This is a genomic window from Synechococcus sp. WH 8101, assembly GCF_004209775.1.
Lineage (GTDB): Bacteria > Cyanobacteriota > Cyanobacteriia > PCC-6307 > Cyanobiaceae > Synechococcus_C.
The window spans coordinates 1,084,306-1,099,482 of the sequence record NZ_CP035914.1 but is presented as its reverse complement, the minus strand read 5'-3'; the positions used below and the strand labels follow the sequence as shown (position 1 = coordinate 1,099,482).

17 protein-coding genes are annotated in these 15,177 nt (G+C 66.0%); 8 read left to right on the top strand and 9 right to left on the bottom strand.

Going from position 1 to position 15,177, the window contains the following annotated elements; translation table 11 throughout:
* Positions 1 to 24 precede the first annotated feature (24 nt).
* The 3 genes from SynWH8101_RS05585 to SynWH8101_RS05575 all read left to right on the top strand — a co-directional run bounded on the left by SynWH8101_RS05585 (position 25) and on the right by SynWH8101_RS05575 (position 2,728).
* Entirely contained in the window at positions 25 to 1,680 is a 1,656-nt protein-coding gene (locus tag SynWH8101_RS05585; RefSeq protein ID WP_130128916.1) for a peptide chain release factor 3, read from the top strand.
* A gap of 37 nt (positions 1,681 to 1,717) precedes the next feature.
* Positions 1,718 to 1,963, top strand: a complete 246-nt coding sequence (locus tag SynWH8101_RS05580) for a hypothetical protein (protein WP_165380933.1) — start codon at positions 1,718 to 1,720, stop codon at positions 1,961 to 1,963.
* 72 nt (positions 1,964 to 2,035) lie between these two features.
* On the top strand, positions 2,036 to 2,728 hold the full coding sequence (locus tag SynWH8101_RS05575) for a CPP1-like family protein (protein ID WP_130128915.1): 693 nt from the start codon (positions 2,036 to 2,038) through the stop codon (positions 2,726 to 2,728).
* A gap of 12 nt (positions 2,729 to 2,740) precedes the next feature.
* Here the strand turns inward: SynWH8101_RS05575 and hslO are convergent, their stop codons facing one another.
* Positions 2,741 to 3,658, bottom strand: coding sequence for an Hsp33 family molecular chaperone HslO (hslO, locus tag SynWH8101_RS05570; RefSeq protein ID WP_130128914.1), 918 nt, complete (start codon positions 3,656 to 3,658; stop codon positions 2,741 to 2,743).
* Positions 3,655 to 4,311 (bottom strand): ABC transporter ATP-binding protein, encoded by a 657-nt coding sequence (locus tag SynWH8101_RS05565; RefSeq protein WP_130128913.1) that lies wholly within the window; start codon positions 4,309 to 4,311, stop codon positions 3,655 to 3,657. Before SynWH8101_RS05565 ends, hslO begins: the two co-directional genes overlap by 4 nt.
* A gap of 94 nt (positions 4,312 to 4,405) precedes the next feature.
* On the opposite strand from SynWH8101_RS05565, the gene SynWH8101_RS05560 reads away from it, so the two are divergent.
* Together SynWH8101_RS05560 and SynWH8101_RS05555 are read left to right on the top strand one after the other, a co-directional pair.
* The gene (locus tag SynWH8101_RS05560; RefSeq protein ID WP_130128912.1) at positions 4,406 to 4,855 is read left to right on the top strand and encodes a DUF3531 family protein; all 450 of its coding nucleotides are present in this window, start codon (positions 4,406 to 4,408) and stop codon (positions 4,853 to 4,855) included.
* A 9-nt stretch (positions 4,856 to 4,864) separates the two neighbouring features.
* On the top strand, positions 4,865 to 5,611 hold the full coding sequence (locus SynWH8101_RS05555; protein WP_130128911.1) for a 16S rRNA (uracil(1498)-N(3))-methyltransferase: 747 nt from the start codon (positions 4,865 to 4,867) through the stop codon (positions 5,609 to 5,611).
* 22 nt (positions 5,612 to 5,633) lie between these two features.
* On the opposite strand, the gene SynWH8101_RS05550 is transcribed toward SynWH8101_RS05555, so the two are convergent.
* Positions 5,634 to 6,035, bottom strand: coding sequence for a hypothetical protein (locus SynWH8101_RS05550; RefSeq protein ID WP_130128910.1), 402 nt, complete (start codon positions 6,033 to 6,035; stop codon positions 5,634 to 5,636).
* Between the two features lie 97 nt (positions 6,036 to 6,132).
* On the opposite strand from SynWH8101_RS05550, the gene SynWH8101_RS05545 reads away from it, so the two are divergent.
* Positions 6,133 to 6,885 carry a TIGR00297 family protein gene (locus tag SynWH8101_RS05545; RefSeq protein WP_130128909.1) on the top strand — a complete coding sequence of 251 codons (753 nt, stop codon included), beginning with the start codon at positions 6,133 to 6,135 and terminating at the stop codon, positions 6,883 to 6,885.
* Here SynWH8101_RS05545 and SynWH8101_RS05540 read toward each other — a convergent pair.
* From SynWH8101_RS05540 to SynWH8101_RS05515, 6 genes are all read right to left on the bottom strand, one after another.
* Entirely contained in the window at positions 6,822 to 7,610 is a 789-nt protein-coding gene (locus tag SynWH8101_RS05540) for a sigma-70 family RNA polymerase sigma factor (protein ID WP_130128908.1), read from the bottom strand. The two genes, SynWH8101_RS05545 and SynWH8101_RS05540, sit on opposite strands and share 64 nt — an antisense overlap.
* Before the next feature lie 102 nt (positions 7,611 to 7,712).
* Positions 7,713 to 8,390, bottom strand: coding sequence for a GDSL-type esterase/lipase family protein (locus SynWH8101_RS05535; protein WP_130128907.1), 678 nt, complete (start codon positions 8,388 to 8,390; stop codon positions 7,713 to 7,715).
* Positions 8,391 to 8,441: 51 nt separating this feature from the next.
* Positions 8,442 to 10,013 carry an ABC transporter permease gene (locus SynWH8101_RS05530; protein ID WP_130128906.1) on the bottom strand — a complete coding sequence of 524 codons (1,572 nt, stop codon included), beginning with the start codon at positions 10,011 to 10,013 and terminating at the stop codon, positions 8,442 to 8,444.
* Positions 10,010 to 10,720: an ATP-binding cassette domain-containing protein gene (locus SynWH8101_RS05525; protein ID WP_130128905.1), complete on the bottom strand. Its 711-nt coding sequence runs from the start codon at positions 10,718 to 10,720 to the stop codon at positions 10,010 to 10,012. Before SynWH8101_RS05525 ends, SynWH8101_RS05530 begins: the two co-directional genes overlap by 4 nt.
* Complete coding sequence (locus tag SynWH8101_RS05520) at positions 10,717 to 11,616, bottom strand: putative selenate ABC transporter substrate-binding protein (RefSeq protein WP_130128904.1); 900 nt, start codon at positions 11,614 to 11,616, stop codon at positions 10,717 to 10,719. Before SynWH8101_RS05520 ends, SynWH8101_RS05525 begins: the two co-directional genes overlap by 4 nt.
* A 36-nt stretch (positions 11,617 to 11,652) precedes the next feature.
* Positions 11,653 to 12,837, bottom strand: coding sequence for a pyridoxal phosphate-dependent aminotransferase (locus SynWH8101_RS05515; RefSeq protein ID WP_130128903.1), 1,185 nt, complete (start codon positions 12,835 to 12,837; stop codon positions 11,653 to 11,655).
* 94 nt (positions 12,838 to 12,931) lie between these two features.
* Between SynWH8101_RS05515 and SynWH8101_RS14610 the strand changes: the two genes are divergently transcribed.
* Entirely contained in the window at positions 12,932 to 13,957 is a 1,026-nt protein-coding gene (locus SynWH8101_RS14610) for a uracil-DNA glycosylase family protein (protein WP_370587015.1), read from the top strand.
* Complete coding sequence (ispG, locus tag SynWH8101_RS05505; RefSeq protein ID WP_130128902.1) at positions 13,954 to 15,165, top strand: (E)-4-hydroxy-3-methylbut-2-enyl-diphosphate synthase; 1,212 nt, start codon at positions 13,954 to 13,956, stop codon at positions 15,163 to 15,165. The genes SynWH8101_RS14610 and ispG overlap by 4 nt, the downstream gene beginning before the upstream one ends.
* Positions 15,166 to 15,177: the final 12 nt, after the last annotated feature.

Sequence of the window (15,177 nt, the reverse complement as noted above, 5' to 3'; positions counted from 1 at the left end):
GGCTGTGCTCAGCACCTGAGGCCCATGACCACGGTTCCCGCCACCAACACCGCCAGCGAGGATCTGGCCCAGGCGGTGGAGCGTCGTCGCAATTTCGCGATCATTTCCCACCCGGACGCGGGTAAGACCACCCTGACCGAGAAACTGCTGCTCTACGGCGGTGCGATCCAACAGGCCGGTGCGGTGAAAGCCCGCGGGGAGCAGCGCAAGGTGACCTCCGACTGGATGGAACTGGAGAAACAACGGGGCATCTCGATCACCTCCACGGTGCTGCAGTTCGACTACGGCCCGAACACGATCAACCTGCTCGACACCCCGGGGCACCAGGATTTCTCAGAAGACACCTACCGCACCCTGGCGGCCGCCGACAACGCCGTCATGCTCGAGGACGCCGCCAAGGGGCTCGAGCCCCAGACGCGCAAGCTGTTCGAGGTCTGCCGCATGCGCCAGATCCCGATTTTCACGTTCATCAACAAGATGGATCGGCCCGGGCGGGAGCCCCTGGCCCTGCTCGATGAAATCGAAGCCGAACTCGGCCTCACCCCCTGGGCCGTGAACTGGCCGATCGGCAGTGGTGAACAGTTCCGCGGTGTGATCGACCGGCGCAGTCGTGATGTGGTGCTGTTCAGCCGGGCCGAGCGGGGGCGCCAGTCGGAGGAACGCCTGTTGCACCTCGACGATCCGGAGCTGGCCGAGCTGGTGGAACCGGAGCTGCTGGAGCAGGCGGTGGAGGAACTGGAGCTGCTGGAAGCCGCCGGCGCGGAGCTCGACCTTGAACTGGTGCATGCCGGCGAACTCACGCCGGTGTTCTTCGGTTCGGCCATGACCAACTTCGGTGTGAGGCCGTTTCTGGATGCCTTTCTGGAGATGGCCCAGAAACCGACGGCCCGCAGTGGGCTGGATGGCCGCGGCCACGATGGCCTGATCGATCCACTGCGCCCGGAATTCAGTGGCTTCGTGTTCAAACTGCAGGCCAACATGGATCCGCGCCATCGCGATCGGGTCGCTTTCGTGCGGGTCTGCAGCGGCCGCTTCGAAAAAGACATGACCGTGCGCCATGCCCGCACCGGCAAAACGATCCGGCTGTCGCGACCCCAGAAGCTGTTCGGCCAGGACCGTGCCGTGGTGGACGACGCCTACCCCGGCGACGTGATCGGCCTCAACAACCCGGGGATGTTTGCCATCGGCGACACGCTCTACACCGGCTCAAAGGTGGAATTTGAAGGAATTCCCTGCTTCAGCCCGGAGATCTTCAGCTGGCTGCGCAACCCCAATCCCTCGGCGTTCAAGAACTTCCGCAAAGGGGTCAACGAGCTGCGGGAAGAGGGGGCGGTGCAGATCCTTTACGACACCGATCAGAGCCGTCGGGACCCGATCCTGGCGGCGGTGGGCCAACTGCAGCTGGAGGTGGTGCAGCACCGACTCGAGCATGAATACGGCGTCGCCACCCGGCTCGAACCGATGGGCTACCAAGTGGCGCGCTGGGTCAGTGGCGGCTGGCCGGCCCTGGAGACGGTGGGTCGGATCTTCAATTGCAAAACCGTGCAGGACGCCTGGTCTCGGCCGGTGCTGCTGTTCAAGAACAGCTGGAATCTCAACCAGCTGCAAGAGGAGCATCCATCCCTCGAACTCAGCGCCGTCGCACCGGTGGTGAGTGGGGTCGAACCGATCAGCCTCTGAGCGCCTCGCAGCTCCTCGCTGCGCTCGCCAGAATCAGATGATCGTCCGGTCCGCCACCGTGGACAACATCTGGCTGCATCGCCCCGGCCGGGATGGGGGCATCGATTACATCTGTTTCCGCCATCCCCAGAAGGGGCAGATCGAACTGCTGGAGGGGCACCACCTTCCCCCCCAGATGCCCCTGCTGAAGCGACGCCGCTGGATCGGCTGCGATCAGTTGAGCGACTGCCGTCGCGAATTCGAACAACAGCAGGGCTACCGGCACGGTCCACCGCTGTTCTGATCATCCAGTTCGGGGCAAAACCGTCGGCGGCATGATTGGCTCGATACGCTCCTTGTAGAGAACGAGGCTTCCATGGCTTCCGGGACTGATTCCGGCTCCGATTCCAGCTCCCAGGATCCCTACGGGCGCCTGAGCATCTCACGAGATGCCATTTTTGAAGGGGTACAACAAGCCCGGGACCGAGCCCTTGCCGCAGCAGGTGACGATCCCCAGGAGCGGGCTCGGGTTGAAGCCGCCTACGACGCCGTGTTGATGGAGCGCCTGCGTGAGCGTCAATCGGGCCGCGTCAGTTCAGCAGCCGCGACCGCTTCTCAGCGTGAGCAGCAGGTGGAAGCTGCCGCGCCGATGGATCGCGGTGTGCCTGGAGCTCTGCTCACCCGCCTGCGCCAGTTCTCCCTGCCCAGCTCCGCCGCCCAGGCGGGCAGTTGGATGCCGGAACTGAGCCTGGTGGAGGGCCAGGGGTTGATGGTGCGAGGCCTGGCGGGGGCCGCCGGCCTGGGTCTGCTGCTCTTTGCGGTAGGCAGCGCCGAGCTGGTGTTGTCGATCGGCACGATCGGCGTGTTTCTCAGCCAGATCCGCCGCGGCCGGCGTCCTCTCGCCGCTCTCGGCTGGAGCGTGCTCCTGCTCAGCGTGGGGCTCGTGCTGGGTGCCAGCTTGCTCGCGCTAGTGCCCGGAGCCGCTGCCATCGGTTGGCTCAGCCCCGAACAGGTCCAGGCCCTGCCGGCCGCGCTGTTGCTCTGGGCCGGTGCCCTGCTGCTGGCCTGATTCAGGCTGCGATCAGACGACCGTTTCCAGTTCCTGGATCAGCTGACGCAGGTCGCCGCCATCCAACTGATACACCGCACTGCAGAAGTGGCAGGTGAGTTCGGCGCCGCCATCCTCGGCCAGCATGGTGGTGAGTTCTTCGGCACCGAGCAGCTTCAGAGCTCCAAGGCTGCGGGAGCGGCTGCAAGGGCAATGGAAGCGCACGACCTGGCTCGGTTCTCCGGCCGGGATCGGCCGGGGATCGAGATCGGGAAACACATCCTGAAGCAGGGCTTCCAGATTGGTCTGACAGGCGTCGAGCCGGGCACTGAAATTCTCGATCTCCCGACACCGCTCTTCGAGCAGCGCCACCAACGCCGGCTCCTCAGCCGCCTTCGGCAGCACCTGCACCAGAAGGCCACCGCTGCACTGCAGACCGTCGCGGTTGATGCGCTCCCCCACGAACACAGCGGATGGGGTCTGCTCGGAATGGAGCAGATAGGAGGCCACATCCTCCCCAATTCCGCCACGCACCAGTTCCACGGTGCTGCTGAACGGCTCCCCCTTGCCCTCATCGCGCACCACATGCAGATACCCGGTGCCGGCGGCAGCGGCGAAATCAAAGCTGTAGTGCCCCTCGCCATCCGCAATGGGATCCAGCTCCAGCTGCGGGTTGCCCACGTAGCCGCGCACCGTGCCATCGCGACCGGCATCCACCATCAGACCCTTGAGGGGGCCATCGGACCCCACCCGCAGATTCACCCGCCCGTGGGCCACCTTCATCGAACTGGCGAGCAGCAGACCCGCCCCCATCGCCCGACCGAGCATCACGGTGGTGAGATACGACAGGCCATGGCGCTCGCGGGCGGTCCGGGTGGCTTCCGTGGTGGTCACGGCCACCAGACGAATGCCTCCAGCCGCTGCTGTGGCCCGAACGAGGCGATCGCTCATGGCGATGGTGCAGCTGGGGGCAATGGTGCCAGAGGGCGCAGCCTGCCGTCGTGGAGCTGCTGGTGGGCCCAGCCCCAATCCGCGAACAGATCCGGTTCATGGGTCACCACCACCAGCACCCGATCCCGGGCCAGGCCGTGGAGCAACTCCAACACCTCCTGCCGCACCGACCAATCGAGGCCGGCGGTGGGTTCATCGAGCAACAGCACCTTCGGTTGACGCAGCAACTGCACCGCCAGAGCAAGGCGACGCTGCTGGCCACCACTGAGGCGTTCCGGTGCCTGACGTTGATCGATGCCGCGCAGCCCCACCTGGGCCAAGACCCGATCCAGGGCCTCGCTGGCAAGGCGACGATGGCCCAGCTTCAGCTCCTGCGCCACGGTGAGTCCGAGGAAATGACGTTCAGGGAACTGAAACACCACACCGCAGAGCCAACGTCGCTGCCGCTGATTCAGTGCGGAGCCATTCCAGAGCACCTGGCCCCGGCGCTGCCCACTCAAGCCACTGATCACCTCCAGCAGGCTCGTTTTGCCACTGCCACTGGCGCCGGAGATCAAAAGCGGTTGGCCGCCGCACACCTGCAGATCGATGCCCTGAAGCACGGCGGTTTCCGCCGTGGCCGGCCTGTACACCACATCCTTCAGCTCCAGCATGGTGCCCGGCCAGCCCCGCTCTGCGCACGATTCTGGGAACAGCTTGGTCGATCACCGCTCGGGGCAGCGATGATGGGGTGGTTGCAGCCCGGCCATGCACGTTCGATTCCGCGAAGTGGATCCCTTCAACTGCTGGCTCTGGCTGCGCTTCGCCGATGTGCCCAGCCAGGGCGAGCGCAATTATGTGGATGGCATCTTCGACAGCTGGTATGTGATCGGTCGCCTTGGCGGCTTCAATGCCGAGAACCTCCAGGCGCACGAGGAGGGGGATGAACTCAGCTGGATGGCCTACGACAACGATGAGGCCACCTCGGCGATGCCGGCCTTGATGCACAACATGGGCCAGCTGGAATACCACCAGGACTGGGCCCGTTGCTGGGTCGATCTGGGCACCAGCGATGCCCTCGGCCTCGATGTGCTGATCAACGCCCTGCGTCAGCTCGACAGCGATGTGGTGCAGCTGGAGGAACTGCTCATTGGTGGTGAGAACGAAGACTGGCCGGTGGAAGAGCACCCCGACAGCCTCTTCCCCTCGTTCAACTGAGCGCAGACCTTGGCGGAGTTGCGTCGGCTGCTGATCCAGCGCTCCCGGCTGGAGCCTTGCCTGAACACCAACCGACGGCTGTCCCTCAATGATCGGGAAGGCCACTACCTCCGCCGCGTTCTCCGGCTCAGGCCAGGCGATGCCGTGGCCGTGGTGGATGGAGAAGGTGGGCTTTGGACCGGAGGCCTCTGCTCTCCGGCGGAGCTGGCGCTCGATCCGATGGCGGCCTCAGATCCGGCACCAGCCCCATCCCCGTTGCTGGGTCTGGCCGTGGTGGGGGTGCGCCGCGGCATGGATGAGCTGATGCGGATGGCCTGCGAGCTGGGCGTCGATCGGATTCAGCCGCTGCGCTCGCACTGGCGCACGGTGCAGGCCGAGGAGCGACCACAACGCTGGCAACTGATCCTGGATGAGGCCGTGGAGCAGTGTGAGCGCCTCTGGCAACCCAGCCTGCTGCCCTGTCGCGACGTCGATGACTGGTGGGGAGAGCCACCCAGTGATGCGGTGAAAGCGCTGGCGACCACGCGCCGGCAAGGGCTGCCGTGCCTGCCGCACTGGCTGAACCAACAGCCCGATCAGGCTGGCGTGGTCTGGGTGGCGATCGGTCCGGAGGCGGGCTGGACGCCCGACGAAGAACGGGCAGCGGAAGCAGCAGGGTGGACGCCCGTCAGCTGCGGCGCATCGATCCTGCGCACCTCCACCGCTGCGGTGAGTGCCGTCGCCCTGATGGCGAGCTGGCGTGATCAGCGCTGCTGAAGGGGTCCCGAGCCGGCTGAGCTCAGCTCTTGAACAGATCGGCGGCCATGCTGCGGAACCCCTTGAGGTTGGCCCCAGGACGGCGGCGTTGGGGGCGCAGCGCCTGATCGGGCCGTAGCGCCTCGGGGGCATAGTTGGCGATCGTCATCGCCGGACGTGCCGCTTCGGCGGCGGCGAGTTCGACCGCGATCGCTTCCGCGGTGGTGAGGGCGGGCTTGCTGCCGGTGTCAGCTGCGGGAGCCGGATCCGATGCGCCCGTGGCAGGAGCCGATGGGGTCGGCACGGCTTTCACGGCAGACGTCTTGTTGCCGCTGGCTTCTTTGGCTGCTGGGGCCTTCACCGGAGCCACCTGAACCGGCGGGGTGGAGCCGGCATCGGCGGACTCCTCGAGGTTCAGGAAGAACCCTTTGCGCTTCAGCACCATGCCTGGATCGGAACCGGGGGTGGCTCGATTATCCGCTGCACCGGGACCCTGACGGTCGATCCTTAGGGCAGTGCAACACAGAGCGATGCTCGAGCCGATGCCTGGACAGGCGGCCGACGGGGCCCAATGGCTGACAGCCCTGCTGATCAACACCCTGCTGATCGCTCTGGCCCAACGCCTGCCCCTGCTGACGCGCAACGGCTGGATCCATGCCGGTGCCCTCGGGACGATTCTCTGGGGTTGCCTGGGCTGGCGGGGCTGGCTGGCGGTGGTGCTTTACCTCGCCCTGGGCTCGCTTGTGACCAAGCTGGGATTCGCCCAGAAACAAGCCGCTGGCCTGGCCGAGGCGCGAGGCGGGCAGCGGGGGCCGGCGAACGTGTGGGGATCAGCCCTCACCGGTGCGGTTCTCGCCCTGCTGATCGGGATGGGTGTGGGCAGCGAAAGGTTGCTGCTGATCGGTTTCGCCGCCAGTTTCGCCGCCAAGCTGGCGGACACCTTCGGTAGTGAGATCGGCAAGCGCTGGGGGCGCACCACGGTGCTGATCACCAACCTGCATCGCGTGCCTGCGGGCACCGAAGGCGCCATCAGCCTCGAGGGCACCCTGGCCAGCGTGGTGGGCAGCGTCCTGATGACAGCCCTGGTGCTCGCGCTCGGTCTGATCGCCTCCCCGGCTGTCGCCGCCCTGGTGGCATGCGTGGGCGTCGTGGCCACCCTTTTGGAGAGCGTGCTCGGGGCGCTCGTCCAAGGAAGAGTGGCCTGGCTCAGCAATGAGATGGTGAACGGGATTCAGACGGCCCTGGCCGCCCTGTTGGCCATGGGGCTCAACCTGCTCGGCTCAGCCGCCACCTGAGCCAGGCTCCGCAACTGCTCGAGGGCCGTCGCCAGCACACGCTGAAGCATGGCCGGATGCACTCCCTCCCGGCGCGCCAGGGCCCGCAACGACACGCCCTCCACCCAGTGGGTCAACAGCCAGCGCCGTTGCTCCGGTGGCAGCTGGGGCAAAGCCTGGTGCAACCACTGCCGCTGCGGATCCTCTACCGCGACCTCCTCGGCCGCTTCGCCTGGCTCGACACCCGGCCCATCGAGGCTGAGCACCTCCTCCTGCTCATGAGCCTGGACGGCCTGCCGCCAACGCTCCCGGCTCACCTCAAGCCTTGCGATCAGGGCATCCTCGCTGAGGTGAGCGCCATGGGCCTGCCACTGCTGCTCCTGCAGACGCATGCCGCGGCCATACAACGACCGCAGCCTCCAGGGGATACGGATCGTGGACTGGCGATCCCGGCGGAAATGGAGAATCTGGCCGTTGGCTCGACTCACGGCATAGCTGCTGAGCTGGTGACCACGACTGCTGTCAAAGCCCTCAACCGCAGCGATCAATCCCAGGCTCGCCTCCTGCACCAGGTCATCCCACTCACCTTGGCCACGCGTCGACTGACGCCCGGCGACGTGATGGGCCAGGCCGAGATGGCTCACGATCTCGCCGTTGCGCTGGCGAATGGCCTCCGGAAGGGAACGCCGCCACTCGCGGCGGATGCGCCCTTGTCGGATCTTGGGTGTGGGTGCCTGTTGGGTCATGGCAATCACGGTGAACTCTCTTCACCGTCGGTGAAATCCACACCCCAACCCTCCCCGGAGGGAAGGGTTGGCACTCACCCGATCGGATGAATCAGAACGCGATCAGAGCGCGAGCGGGGTGCGCTGATGCAGCGGCTCGAAGCCTGCCCAACGCTGCAACGCCGGCCAGTGCATCAACCGCTGGTGCAACCAGTGATGCCCCTCGGCGTTGAGATGGATGCCATCGGGCTCCAGCCAGCGCAACCAGTTCGGTTCGTCCCGCATGGCGGCGTGAACCGACAGAAAAGGAACATCCACCTCCAGGCAGGCCTCCTCCAGCGCCGCTTCATAGGCCGCGACCGCGTCGTTGGCATACCAGAGACACCCGGCAAAGGGCATCACCGCCTCATCCACGGCACTCAAGCCCAGCACCATCACTTGGCTTCGCTGCGTGATGGCGCGCAGGAGCTGCTCGCAGCCGAAGCGATAGGCCTCCAGCGACAGCTGGGGACGCCCATCGACCCGGCCGACCCGGGCGGTGTCATTGAGGCCCACCGCCAGAAGCACCCCTTCGGGCAGCTGACGGCGCAGTTCCCCCCGGCAGCCCCATTCCCGTTGCCAGCGCTCCGCCACCTTCTCCAGGCCATCGCCGCGCACACCGAGGGGATAGAGCACAGGAGCGAGCGGACTGCGCATCCAATCGCGGCGCAGTCGCTCACACCAACCGCCCCCCTCCCGATCGCCCCAGCCGTAGACACCGCTGTCGCCGATCACGATCAGTTGACGGGGACGAACCTCCATAGGGGGCGAACTTCCAGGAGAGCGGTGGACGATGAACTTTGGAAGATGGGCTCAGCTTTGCAGCAGGACTTCAGGCCCCCGCGGTGCGGAGCCCTCCAGCCAGTGGGCCCGTTGGCGCTCGCTGAGCCACTCCCCCACCAGGGTGAGCCCAGCGAACGCGGCAATCAGCAGAGCGATGGCGGCCCAATGGAACGAGCTCAGGGCTTCGATCAGGGCCCAGCCCAGTCCTGTGCCCCCCACCAGGCCCACCACCACCGTCTCCCGCAGGATCACATCGCTGCGGTAGGCGGCATAGGCCAGGTAGGCATGGCTCTGGCCGCTGAGGGATCCGTAGAGCCAGCTGGCGGCCGGCGGCGCTGCGGTGGCCTCGATTGCGATGCGCCGCTCAGGGGGTTGCTGCTCCAGACCCTCCAGCAGCAACCGACCGAGCACGCCAGCGTTCTGAAGCCCGAGGGCGAGGGCGGCGAGCGCCAAGCTCGGTTGATTGGCGAGCAACAGCAAGAGGAGGGTCAAGGGTGGGGGAAGCAGTCGCAACGCCATCCAGATCAGGCTCTGCAGCGTGGTGCCACCGCCGCGATGCCAGAGCAGCAGACCCAGCGGCGGCAGGCCGATGGCCAAACCGGCAGCCAAAACGGTGAGGAGCAGGGTGTCTCCCACCAGGGAGAGCCAGGGCAGCTCGCCGGCAGCGGCGACCAGGGCCGCCCGATCCGGCAGCGGCGGCCACTGCAACGGCAGGGCCCCCACCTCGGGCGGGAACAACTGCTGCATCCAAAGCGCGCCGCCGATGACGGCGACCACCAGTCCCACCACACACCCGAGTTGCTGGCGCTGATCAACGAAACGGTCAGCACCACCGCGACGCAGGCGCCAGAGGCGGAGCAGTTGCTCCAGGGCCACACTCACCAGCACAAGGGGCCAGAGGGCGGTCCAGAACTCCCCAAAGCGCAGCGACTGAAGACTCAGCTGCAGTTCGGTGCCCAGACCACCCAGGCCGAACACCCCCAGCAGGGTGGCGCTGCGCAACGCACATTCGAGCCGATAGCCGCCGTAGCTGAACAGGCTCGGCGCCATCACCGGTGCCATCGCAGTGAGCAGGGCGGCATGGGCGCCGGCGCCGCCCTGAAGCAGGGCGATGAGACGGCGTCGATCAAGGCTGTCGAGCTGATCACGCCAGACCCGCGCGACCAGAGCGCTGTAGGGAATCACAATCGCGAGCACGGCCACCCAGGGGTGCAGCCCGAAGACCTGGAGCAACAACAACCCCCAGATCAGCTCGTGGATCGAACGGGGCAGGGCCAGCGCCACACGCAAGGCGCGACCAGGCCAGGGCGAGCCGCCCTGACTGAGCCAAAGCACATCGGCGCTGATCAGGGCCAGAACCGCACCGATCAGCACACTCAGTGCCCAGCTCAGCAAAGCGGTGGCGAGCGTCACCTGAAGACCGTGGAACACGGAATTGAGCACCGCCGGCTCCAAGCTGGGCCTCAGGGCGCCCAACAGGAAGGCCCCCCAGGTGGCGAGACCACCGGCATGGAGGGCAGGAAACACCACCACCAGCACTGGAACGAGGGCCAGGGCCGGCAACAGACATAGCAAGGGCGCGCTTGGCCAAGGCAGTTTCATGGGCGATAGAGCCGCTCCAGTTGCTCCGGGCTGAGCTCAGCTGGAACCGCATCCAGACAGACCGATCCGGCGCGCAGACCCACAACCCGATCGAAGCGATCGACCAGATCGGGGCGGTGAAGACTGATCAGCACCGTGGCCGCGCTCTGATGCAGCAGGCGCTGGAGGATGTCGTCCACTAGGGCGGGATCGAGGCTGGCCAGCGGCTCATCGGCCAGGAGCAACTCCGGTTCCTGGCGCAGCAGACGGGCGATCGCCACCCGCTGACGCTGCCCCCCGGAGAGGCGGGAGACGGGCTGCTCGAGCAGGCCCGGATCCAGCCCTGCCGCCTCCAGACAGCGGCGACAAGCGGGCGTGTCAAGAGGCAAGAGCAGATTGAGCAGGGCCCAGCCCAGCGAACGCCGGCCAAGCGCGCCGGCGTTGACGTTCTGCTGCACCGAGAGCTCCTCCACCAAGCGCAGGTCTTGCCAGAGGGTGCCGATCGCCCGCCGTTGCCGCCGCCCCTGTCTTTGCTGCGGCCAGACCACCTGGCCCCGATCGGGACGCAGGCTGCCGTTGGCCACGGCGATCAGGGTGCTCTTGCCGGCACCACTCGGACCGAGCAGGGCGACCCGCTCTCCCTGGTGCAACACCAGGGAGACCGCATCGAGACGCGGCAGATCACGGCCGACAACGGACACCTGATCCAGGGCGAGCACTGCGCTCAACGGATCTTGCCCAACTGCCTGCCGACCTGTTCGATCGACTGGTACTGACTGTCTTTGGCGGGGATGAACGACCCGGCAGCAAACAGTTCGAGGATCGTTTTGCCGTTGGCGGTGGTGCGATCGATGTTGAGCAGGGCCTTCTGCAGACGGGTGGTGAAGCCCTTGCCGAAGCGTTGATCCAGACCCGGACGGACAACCCAGTGGTAATCCACGTAGGTGGGTGTTCGCCAGATCACGCGCACCTTGCGCGGGTCGACGCGCCCCTCGTTCACCGCAGTCGACCACACCTGTTCATTCAGGGCACCGGCCTGGTAAGAGCCGCTCTGCACCAGAGCGATGGTGGCGTCGTGACTCTTGCTGAATCCAGGGCGACCACCGGCGAACTGACTGGGCGACACGCCAGCCTGCTGCAGGAAGTATTGGGGCATCAGACGGCCGGAGGTGGAGCTCTCCGAGCCGAAGGTGAACCGCTTGCCGCGCAATGTGGTGAGTTGCTTCTGACTGCTGATCGGCTTCAGGCCACTGGCGGTGTTGGCGATGAAGACGCTGCGGAACTTGGCGTCGATGTCGCGTTGGGCCAGCACCTTGGCGCCGGGCGTCTGCAGACGGGCCTGAACACCGGTGAGACCACCGAACCAGACCAGATCGAGGCTGCCGGTGCGAAAAGCCGTCACGGCGGCGGGGTAGTTGCTGACGGGGACATAGCGGACCGGAACCTTCAGGTCACTGCTGAGCTGCTTCGCCAGGACGCCGTACAGACGATTGAGGCGCTCCGGATTTTGATCCGGAATGGCGCCGATGCGCAGCACCTGCTGCGCCCAGGTGGGAAGGGCCGTCGTGACGAGGCTGACCAGCAGGCCAAGGCACACGACGGCCCGACGTTCTCGTGCGGGCATGGCTGAAATGGGTTGCTTGAACAGTGAGGTGTGGTGTCAGCCCCTGAGGCGATCGAGCAATCGCTGCAGGCGCTCAAGACCATCCGCAATCGTCTCACGAGCCACAGCGCAGGACAGCCGGACGCATCGCCGATCCCCGAACGGTTCACCGGGCACCAACGCCAGACCCTCCTCTTCCAGGGCAAGACGGCAGAACTCCACGGACGCGGTGGTGTCGTCCGGAAGCTGGGGAAAGGCATAGAAGGCACCCCGGGGCGGCACCAGCGTCAGCCCATCGATCGCCTGCAGACCCGCAATCATCTGCTGACGGCGTTCGTTGTAACTCGCCGCCATCGCAGTGACGCAGCTGCGCGATCCCTCCAGGGCAGCCAGGGCACCGCGCTGGGCAAAGCTGCAGACATTGCTGGTGCTCTGACTCTGCAGCGCCGCTGCTGCCTTGATCACCTCGGCGCGCCCAGCCAGATAGCCCAGGCGCCAGCCGGTCATCGCCCAACCCTTAGCGAAGCCATTCACGATAAAAATGCGCTCCGCCAGATCGGGAGCCAGGGCCGCCAGGCTGTGGTGGGTTTCGCCCTCAGCCAGCAGGAACTCATAGATCTCGTCGCACATCACGAGCAGATCAGGGTGGCGTCGCAGCCATGCCGCCAGGGCCTCGAACTCAGCCCGCTGCATCACCCGGCCGGTGGGGTTGCTCGGTGTGTTGAGCACGAGCAGCCGGCTGCGCGGGGTGAGCACCGCGTCGAGTGCCTCCAGATCCAATTGGAATCCTGTCGCAGCAGACGAAGGCAGCACCACCGGTTCCGCACCCGCCAGTCGAGCCATCTCGGGATAGCTCAACCAGTAGGGCGCCGGGATGAGCACCTGATCGCCCGGATTGAGCAGCACCTGGAAAAGGTTGTAAATCGCCTGCTTGCCGCCGTTGGTAACGAGCACCTGGGCGGCGTCGGTAGGCACCCGGTTCTCGTTGCTGAGTTTGCGGGCGATCGCTTCGCGTAACTGCGGATCGCCGGCGGCGGGTCCATAGCGGGTGATCCCATCGCGGAGCGCCTTCATCGTCGCGTCGACAATGAATTCAGGCGTGTCGAAATCCGGTTCACCGGCGCTGAGGCTGCAGATGTCGCGGCCCGCCTCCTTCAAAGCCTGAGCACGGGCGCTAATCGCAAGCGTCAGTGACGGCTTCAGGGCCACAGCCCGATGGGAGAGAACTGACGGGCTTGACATCAACGCGGCACTCCTCCAGCGGGTGCGCAGGGATGACCCATCCTGCCTGATCTGGTGTTCCAGACAACCAGACTGGAGCACCCGCAGCGCTGCGATGACGGCCCAACCCACCACCAGCCTCAGTTGGGTGCTGGCCGCCCAGCAACCCGAGGCCCTGGCCCGCTTTTACGGCGCCTTGTTTCAGACGAACCATCGCCCAGGCGTCGCGGAGCAGCACTGGCTGGTGGACCTTCCTGGTGGTGGGGTTCTGCAGCTCTATCGCCCCTCACGCACTCGCGATAGGCCAACTGCAGCTCAGGCTCTGGCACCCTGTTTGCAGCACCAGGTGGGCGTCACAGCAGATGACCCGCTGGAGCCACTCCACGCCATGGTGGACGCCGCGCGCCAACTCGGCGCCACGGTGGTTGAACCGGCGCGGCAAGAACCCTTCGGCGCCGAATGCTGGCTGGCGGATCCGGAGGGGAATCGGCTGCTGCTCCTGTGCACAGCCGCGTCGCCCGCCAAGCCCCACAGCGACGACGACACCACCAACGACTCCACGCTCGCCACGGCCTGCCGCCAATGCCAGGCCTGTGACCTAGCCGGCAGTCGCAACCAGGTGGTGATCAGCCGTGGTTCGGCTGCTGCTCCGCTGATGTTGATCGGCGAAGCGCCGGGCGCGTCAGAAGATGCTGAGGGGCGCCCCTTCGTGGGGCGCTCCGGACGCCTGCTCGATCAATTGCTGCGCGAAACGGGCTTCAACCCAGACCATGACCTTTACATCTGCAATGCCGTGAAGTGCCGGCCGCCCGGCAACCGCAAACCGAAACGCCAGGAGCTCGCCGCCTGTCGCCCCTGGCTGGAGCAACAGATCGCCTTGGTCAATCCCGCCGTGGTGGGGTTGCTGGGGTCCACGGCGTTGGCGGCCGTGCTGGAGGAACGCGGGCCGATCACCGGCCTGCGTGGCCAGTGGATCGAACGGGATGGACGGGCCTGGATGCCCCTGTTCCATCCCTCCTATCTACTTCGCAATCCCTCAACGCAGCCAGGCCGACCGCTCGACCTGACCCGGTCGGATCTACGTCAGATCCGGGAGCGTCTGTGTCAGGGTGAAGCCGCTTTCGGCGCTCCCTCCCCTTGACCGCCACCTCTTCTGTCGGCTCGTCCCGTCGGTACGACACCCAGATCCACCGCCGCGTCACCCGCACCGTGATGGTGGGCGATGTGCCGATCGGCAGTGAGCACCCGGTGGTGGTGCAATCGATGATCAACGAGGACACGCTCGACATCGAGGCGGCTGTGGCCGGCATTCGTCGACTGGCCGATGCGGGTTGCGAAATCGTGCGGGTCACCACCCCCTCGATGGCGCATGCCAAGGCGATGAAGGAGATCCGCGCGGCGCTGCGCAGCCAGGGCTGTGCGGTGCCCCTAGTGGCGGATGTGCACCACAACGGCATTCGTATCGCCCTGGAAGTGGCGAACCATGTCGACAAGGTGCGGATCAACCCCGGGCTGTTTGTGTTCGATAAACCCGACCCCAGCCGTCAGGAGTTCACGCAGGCGGAATTTGATGCGATCGGCGCGCGCATCCGCGATGACTTCGCCCCGCTGGTGGAAGTGCTGAAAGCGCAGAACAAGGCCCTGCGCATCGGCGTGAACCACGGCTCCCTCGCCGAACGGATGCTGTTCACTTACGGCGACACACCGAGAGGGATGGTGGAATCGGCGATGGAATTCGTGCGGCTCTGTGATGCGCTCGACTTTCACAACATCGTGATTTCGATGAAAGCCTCGCGGGCGCCGGTGATGCTGGCGGCCTACCGGCTGATGGCCGACACCATGGATGCGGAGGGGTTCCGCTATCCACTGCATCTCGGTGTCACCGAGGCGGGCGATGGTGACTACGGCCGGATCAAAAGCACCGCCGGGATCGCCACCCTGCTGGCGGAAGGTCTGGGTGACACGATCCGCGTCTCCCTCACCGAAGCACCGGAGAAAGAGATTCCCGTCTGCTTCTCCATCCTCCAGGCCCTGGGGCTGCGCAAAACGATGGTCGAATACGTGGCCTGTCCGAGCTGCGGTCGCACTTTGTTTAATCTCGAAGAAGTGCTGCACCAGGTGCGGTCCGCCACCTCCCACCTCACCGGTCTCGACATCGCCGTGATGGGATGCATCGTCAACGGCCCGGGCGAGATGGCTGATGCTGACTACGGTTACGTGGGCAAGACCCCTGGGGTGATCTCCCTTTATCGCGGCCGGGACGAGATCCGCAAGGTGCCGGAATCCGAAGGGGTGGAGGCCCTGATTCAGCTGATCAAAGACGATGGTCGCTGGGTGGAACCCGCCTGAACTCGTTAGGGT

What these genes read in the sequence shown, in the direction of transcription:
- SynWH8101_RS05515 (WP_130128903.1), bottom strand. Translation starts at nt 12,837, where the DNA reads ATGTCAAGCCCGTCAGTTCTCTCCCATCGGGCTGTGGCCCTGAAGCCG.
- SynWH8101_RS05545 (WP_130128909.1), top strand. Translation starts at nt 6,133, where the DNA reads ATGCCTGGACAGGCGGCCGACGGGGCCCAATGGCTGACAGCCCTGCTG.
- SynWH8101_RS05540 (WP_130128908.1), bottom strand. Translation starts at nt 7,610, where the DNA reads ATGACCCAACAGGCACCCACACCCAAGATCCGACAAGGGCGCATCCGC.
- SynWH8101_RS05585 (WP_130128916.1), top strand. Translation starts at nt 25, where the DNA reads ATGACCACGGTTCCCGCCACCAACACCGCCAGCGAGGATCTGGCCCAG.
- SynWH8101_RS05535 (WP_130128907.1), bottom strand. Translation starts at nt 8,390, where the DNA reads ATGGAGGTTCGTCCCCGTCAACTGATCGTGATCGGCGACAGCGGTGTC.
- SynWH8101_RS05580 (WP_165380933.1), top strand. Translation starts at nt 1,718, where the DNA reads ATGATCGTCCGGTCCGCCACCGTGGACAACATCTGGCTGCATCGCCCC.
- SynWH8101_RS05565 (WP_130128913.1), bottom strand. Translation starts at nt 4,311, where the DNA reads ATGCTGGAGCTGAAGGATGTGGTGTACAGGCCGGCCACGGCGGAAACC.
- SynWH8101_RS14610 (WP_370587015.1), top strand. Translation starts at nt 12,932, where the DNA reads ATGACGGCCCAACCCACCACCAGCCTCAGTTGGGTGCTGGCCGCCCAG.
- SynWH8101_RS05575 (WP_130128915.1), top strand. Translation starts at nt 2,036, where the DNA reads ATGGCTTCCGGGACTGATTCCGGCTCCGATTCCAGCTCCCAGGATCCC.
- hslO (WP_130128914.1), bottom strand. Translation starts at nt 3,658, where the DNA reads ATGAGCGATCGCCTCGTTCGGGCCACAGCAGCGGCTGGAGGCATTCGT.
- SynWH8101_RS05560 (WP_130128912.1), top strand. Translation starts at nt 4,406, where the DNA reads ATGCACGTTCGATTCCGCGAAGTGGATCCCTTCAACTGCTGGCTCTGG.
- SynWH8101_RS05520 (WP_130128904.1), bottom strand. Translation starts at nt 11,616, where the DNA reads ATGCCCGCACGAGAACGTCGGGCCGTCGTGTGCCTTGGCCTGCTGGTC.
- SynWH8101_RS05550 (WP_130128910.1), bottom strand. Translation starts at nt 6,035, where the DNA reads ATGGTGCTGAAGCGCAAAGGGTTCTTCCTGAACCTCGAGGAGTCCGCC.
- SynWH8101_RS05530 (WP_130128906.1), bottom strand. Translation starts at nt 10,013, where the DNA reads ATGAAACTGCCTTGGCCAAGCGCGCCCTTGCTATGTCTGTTGCCGGCC.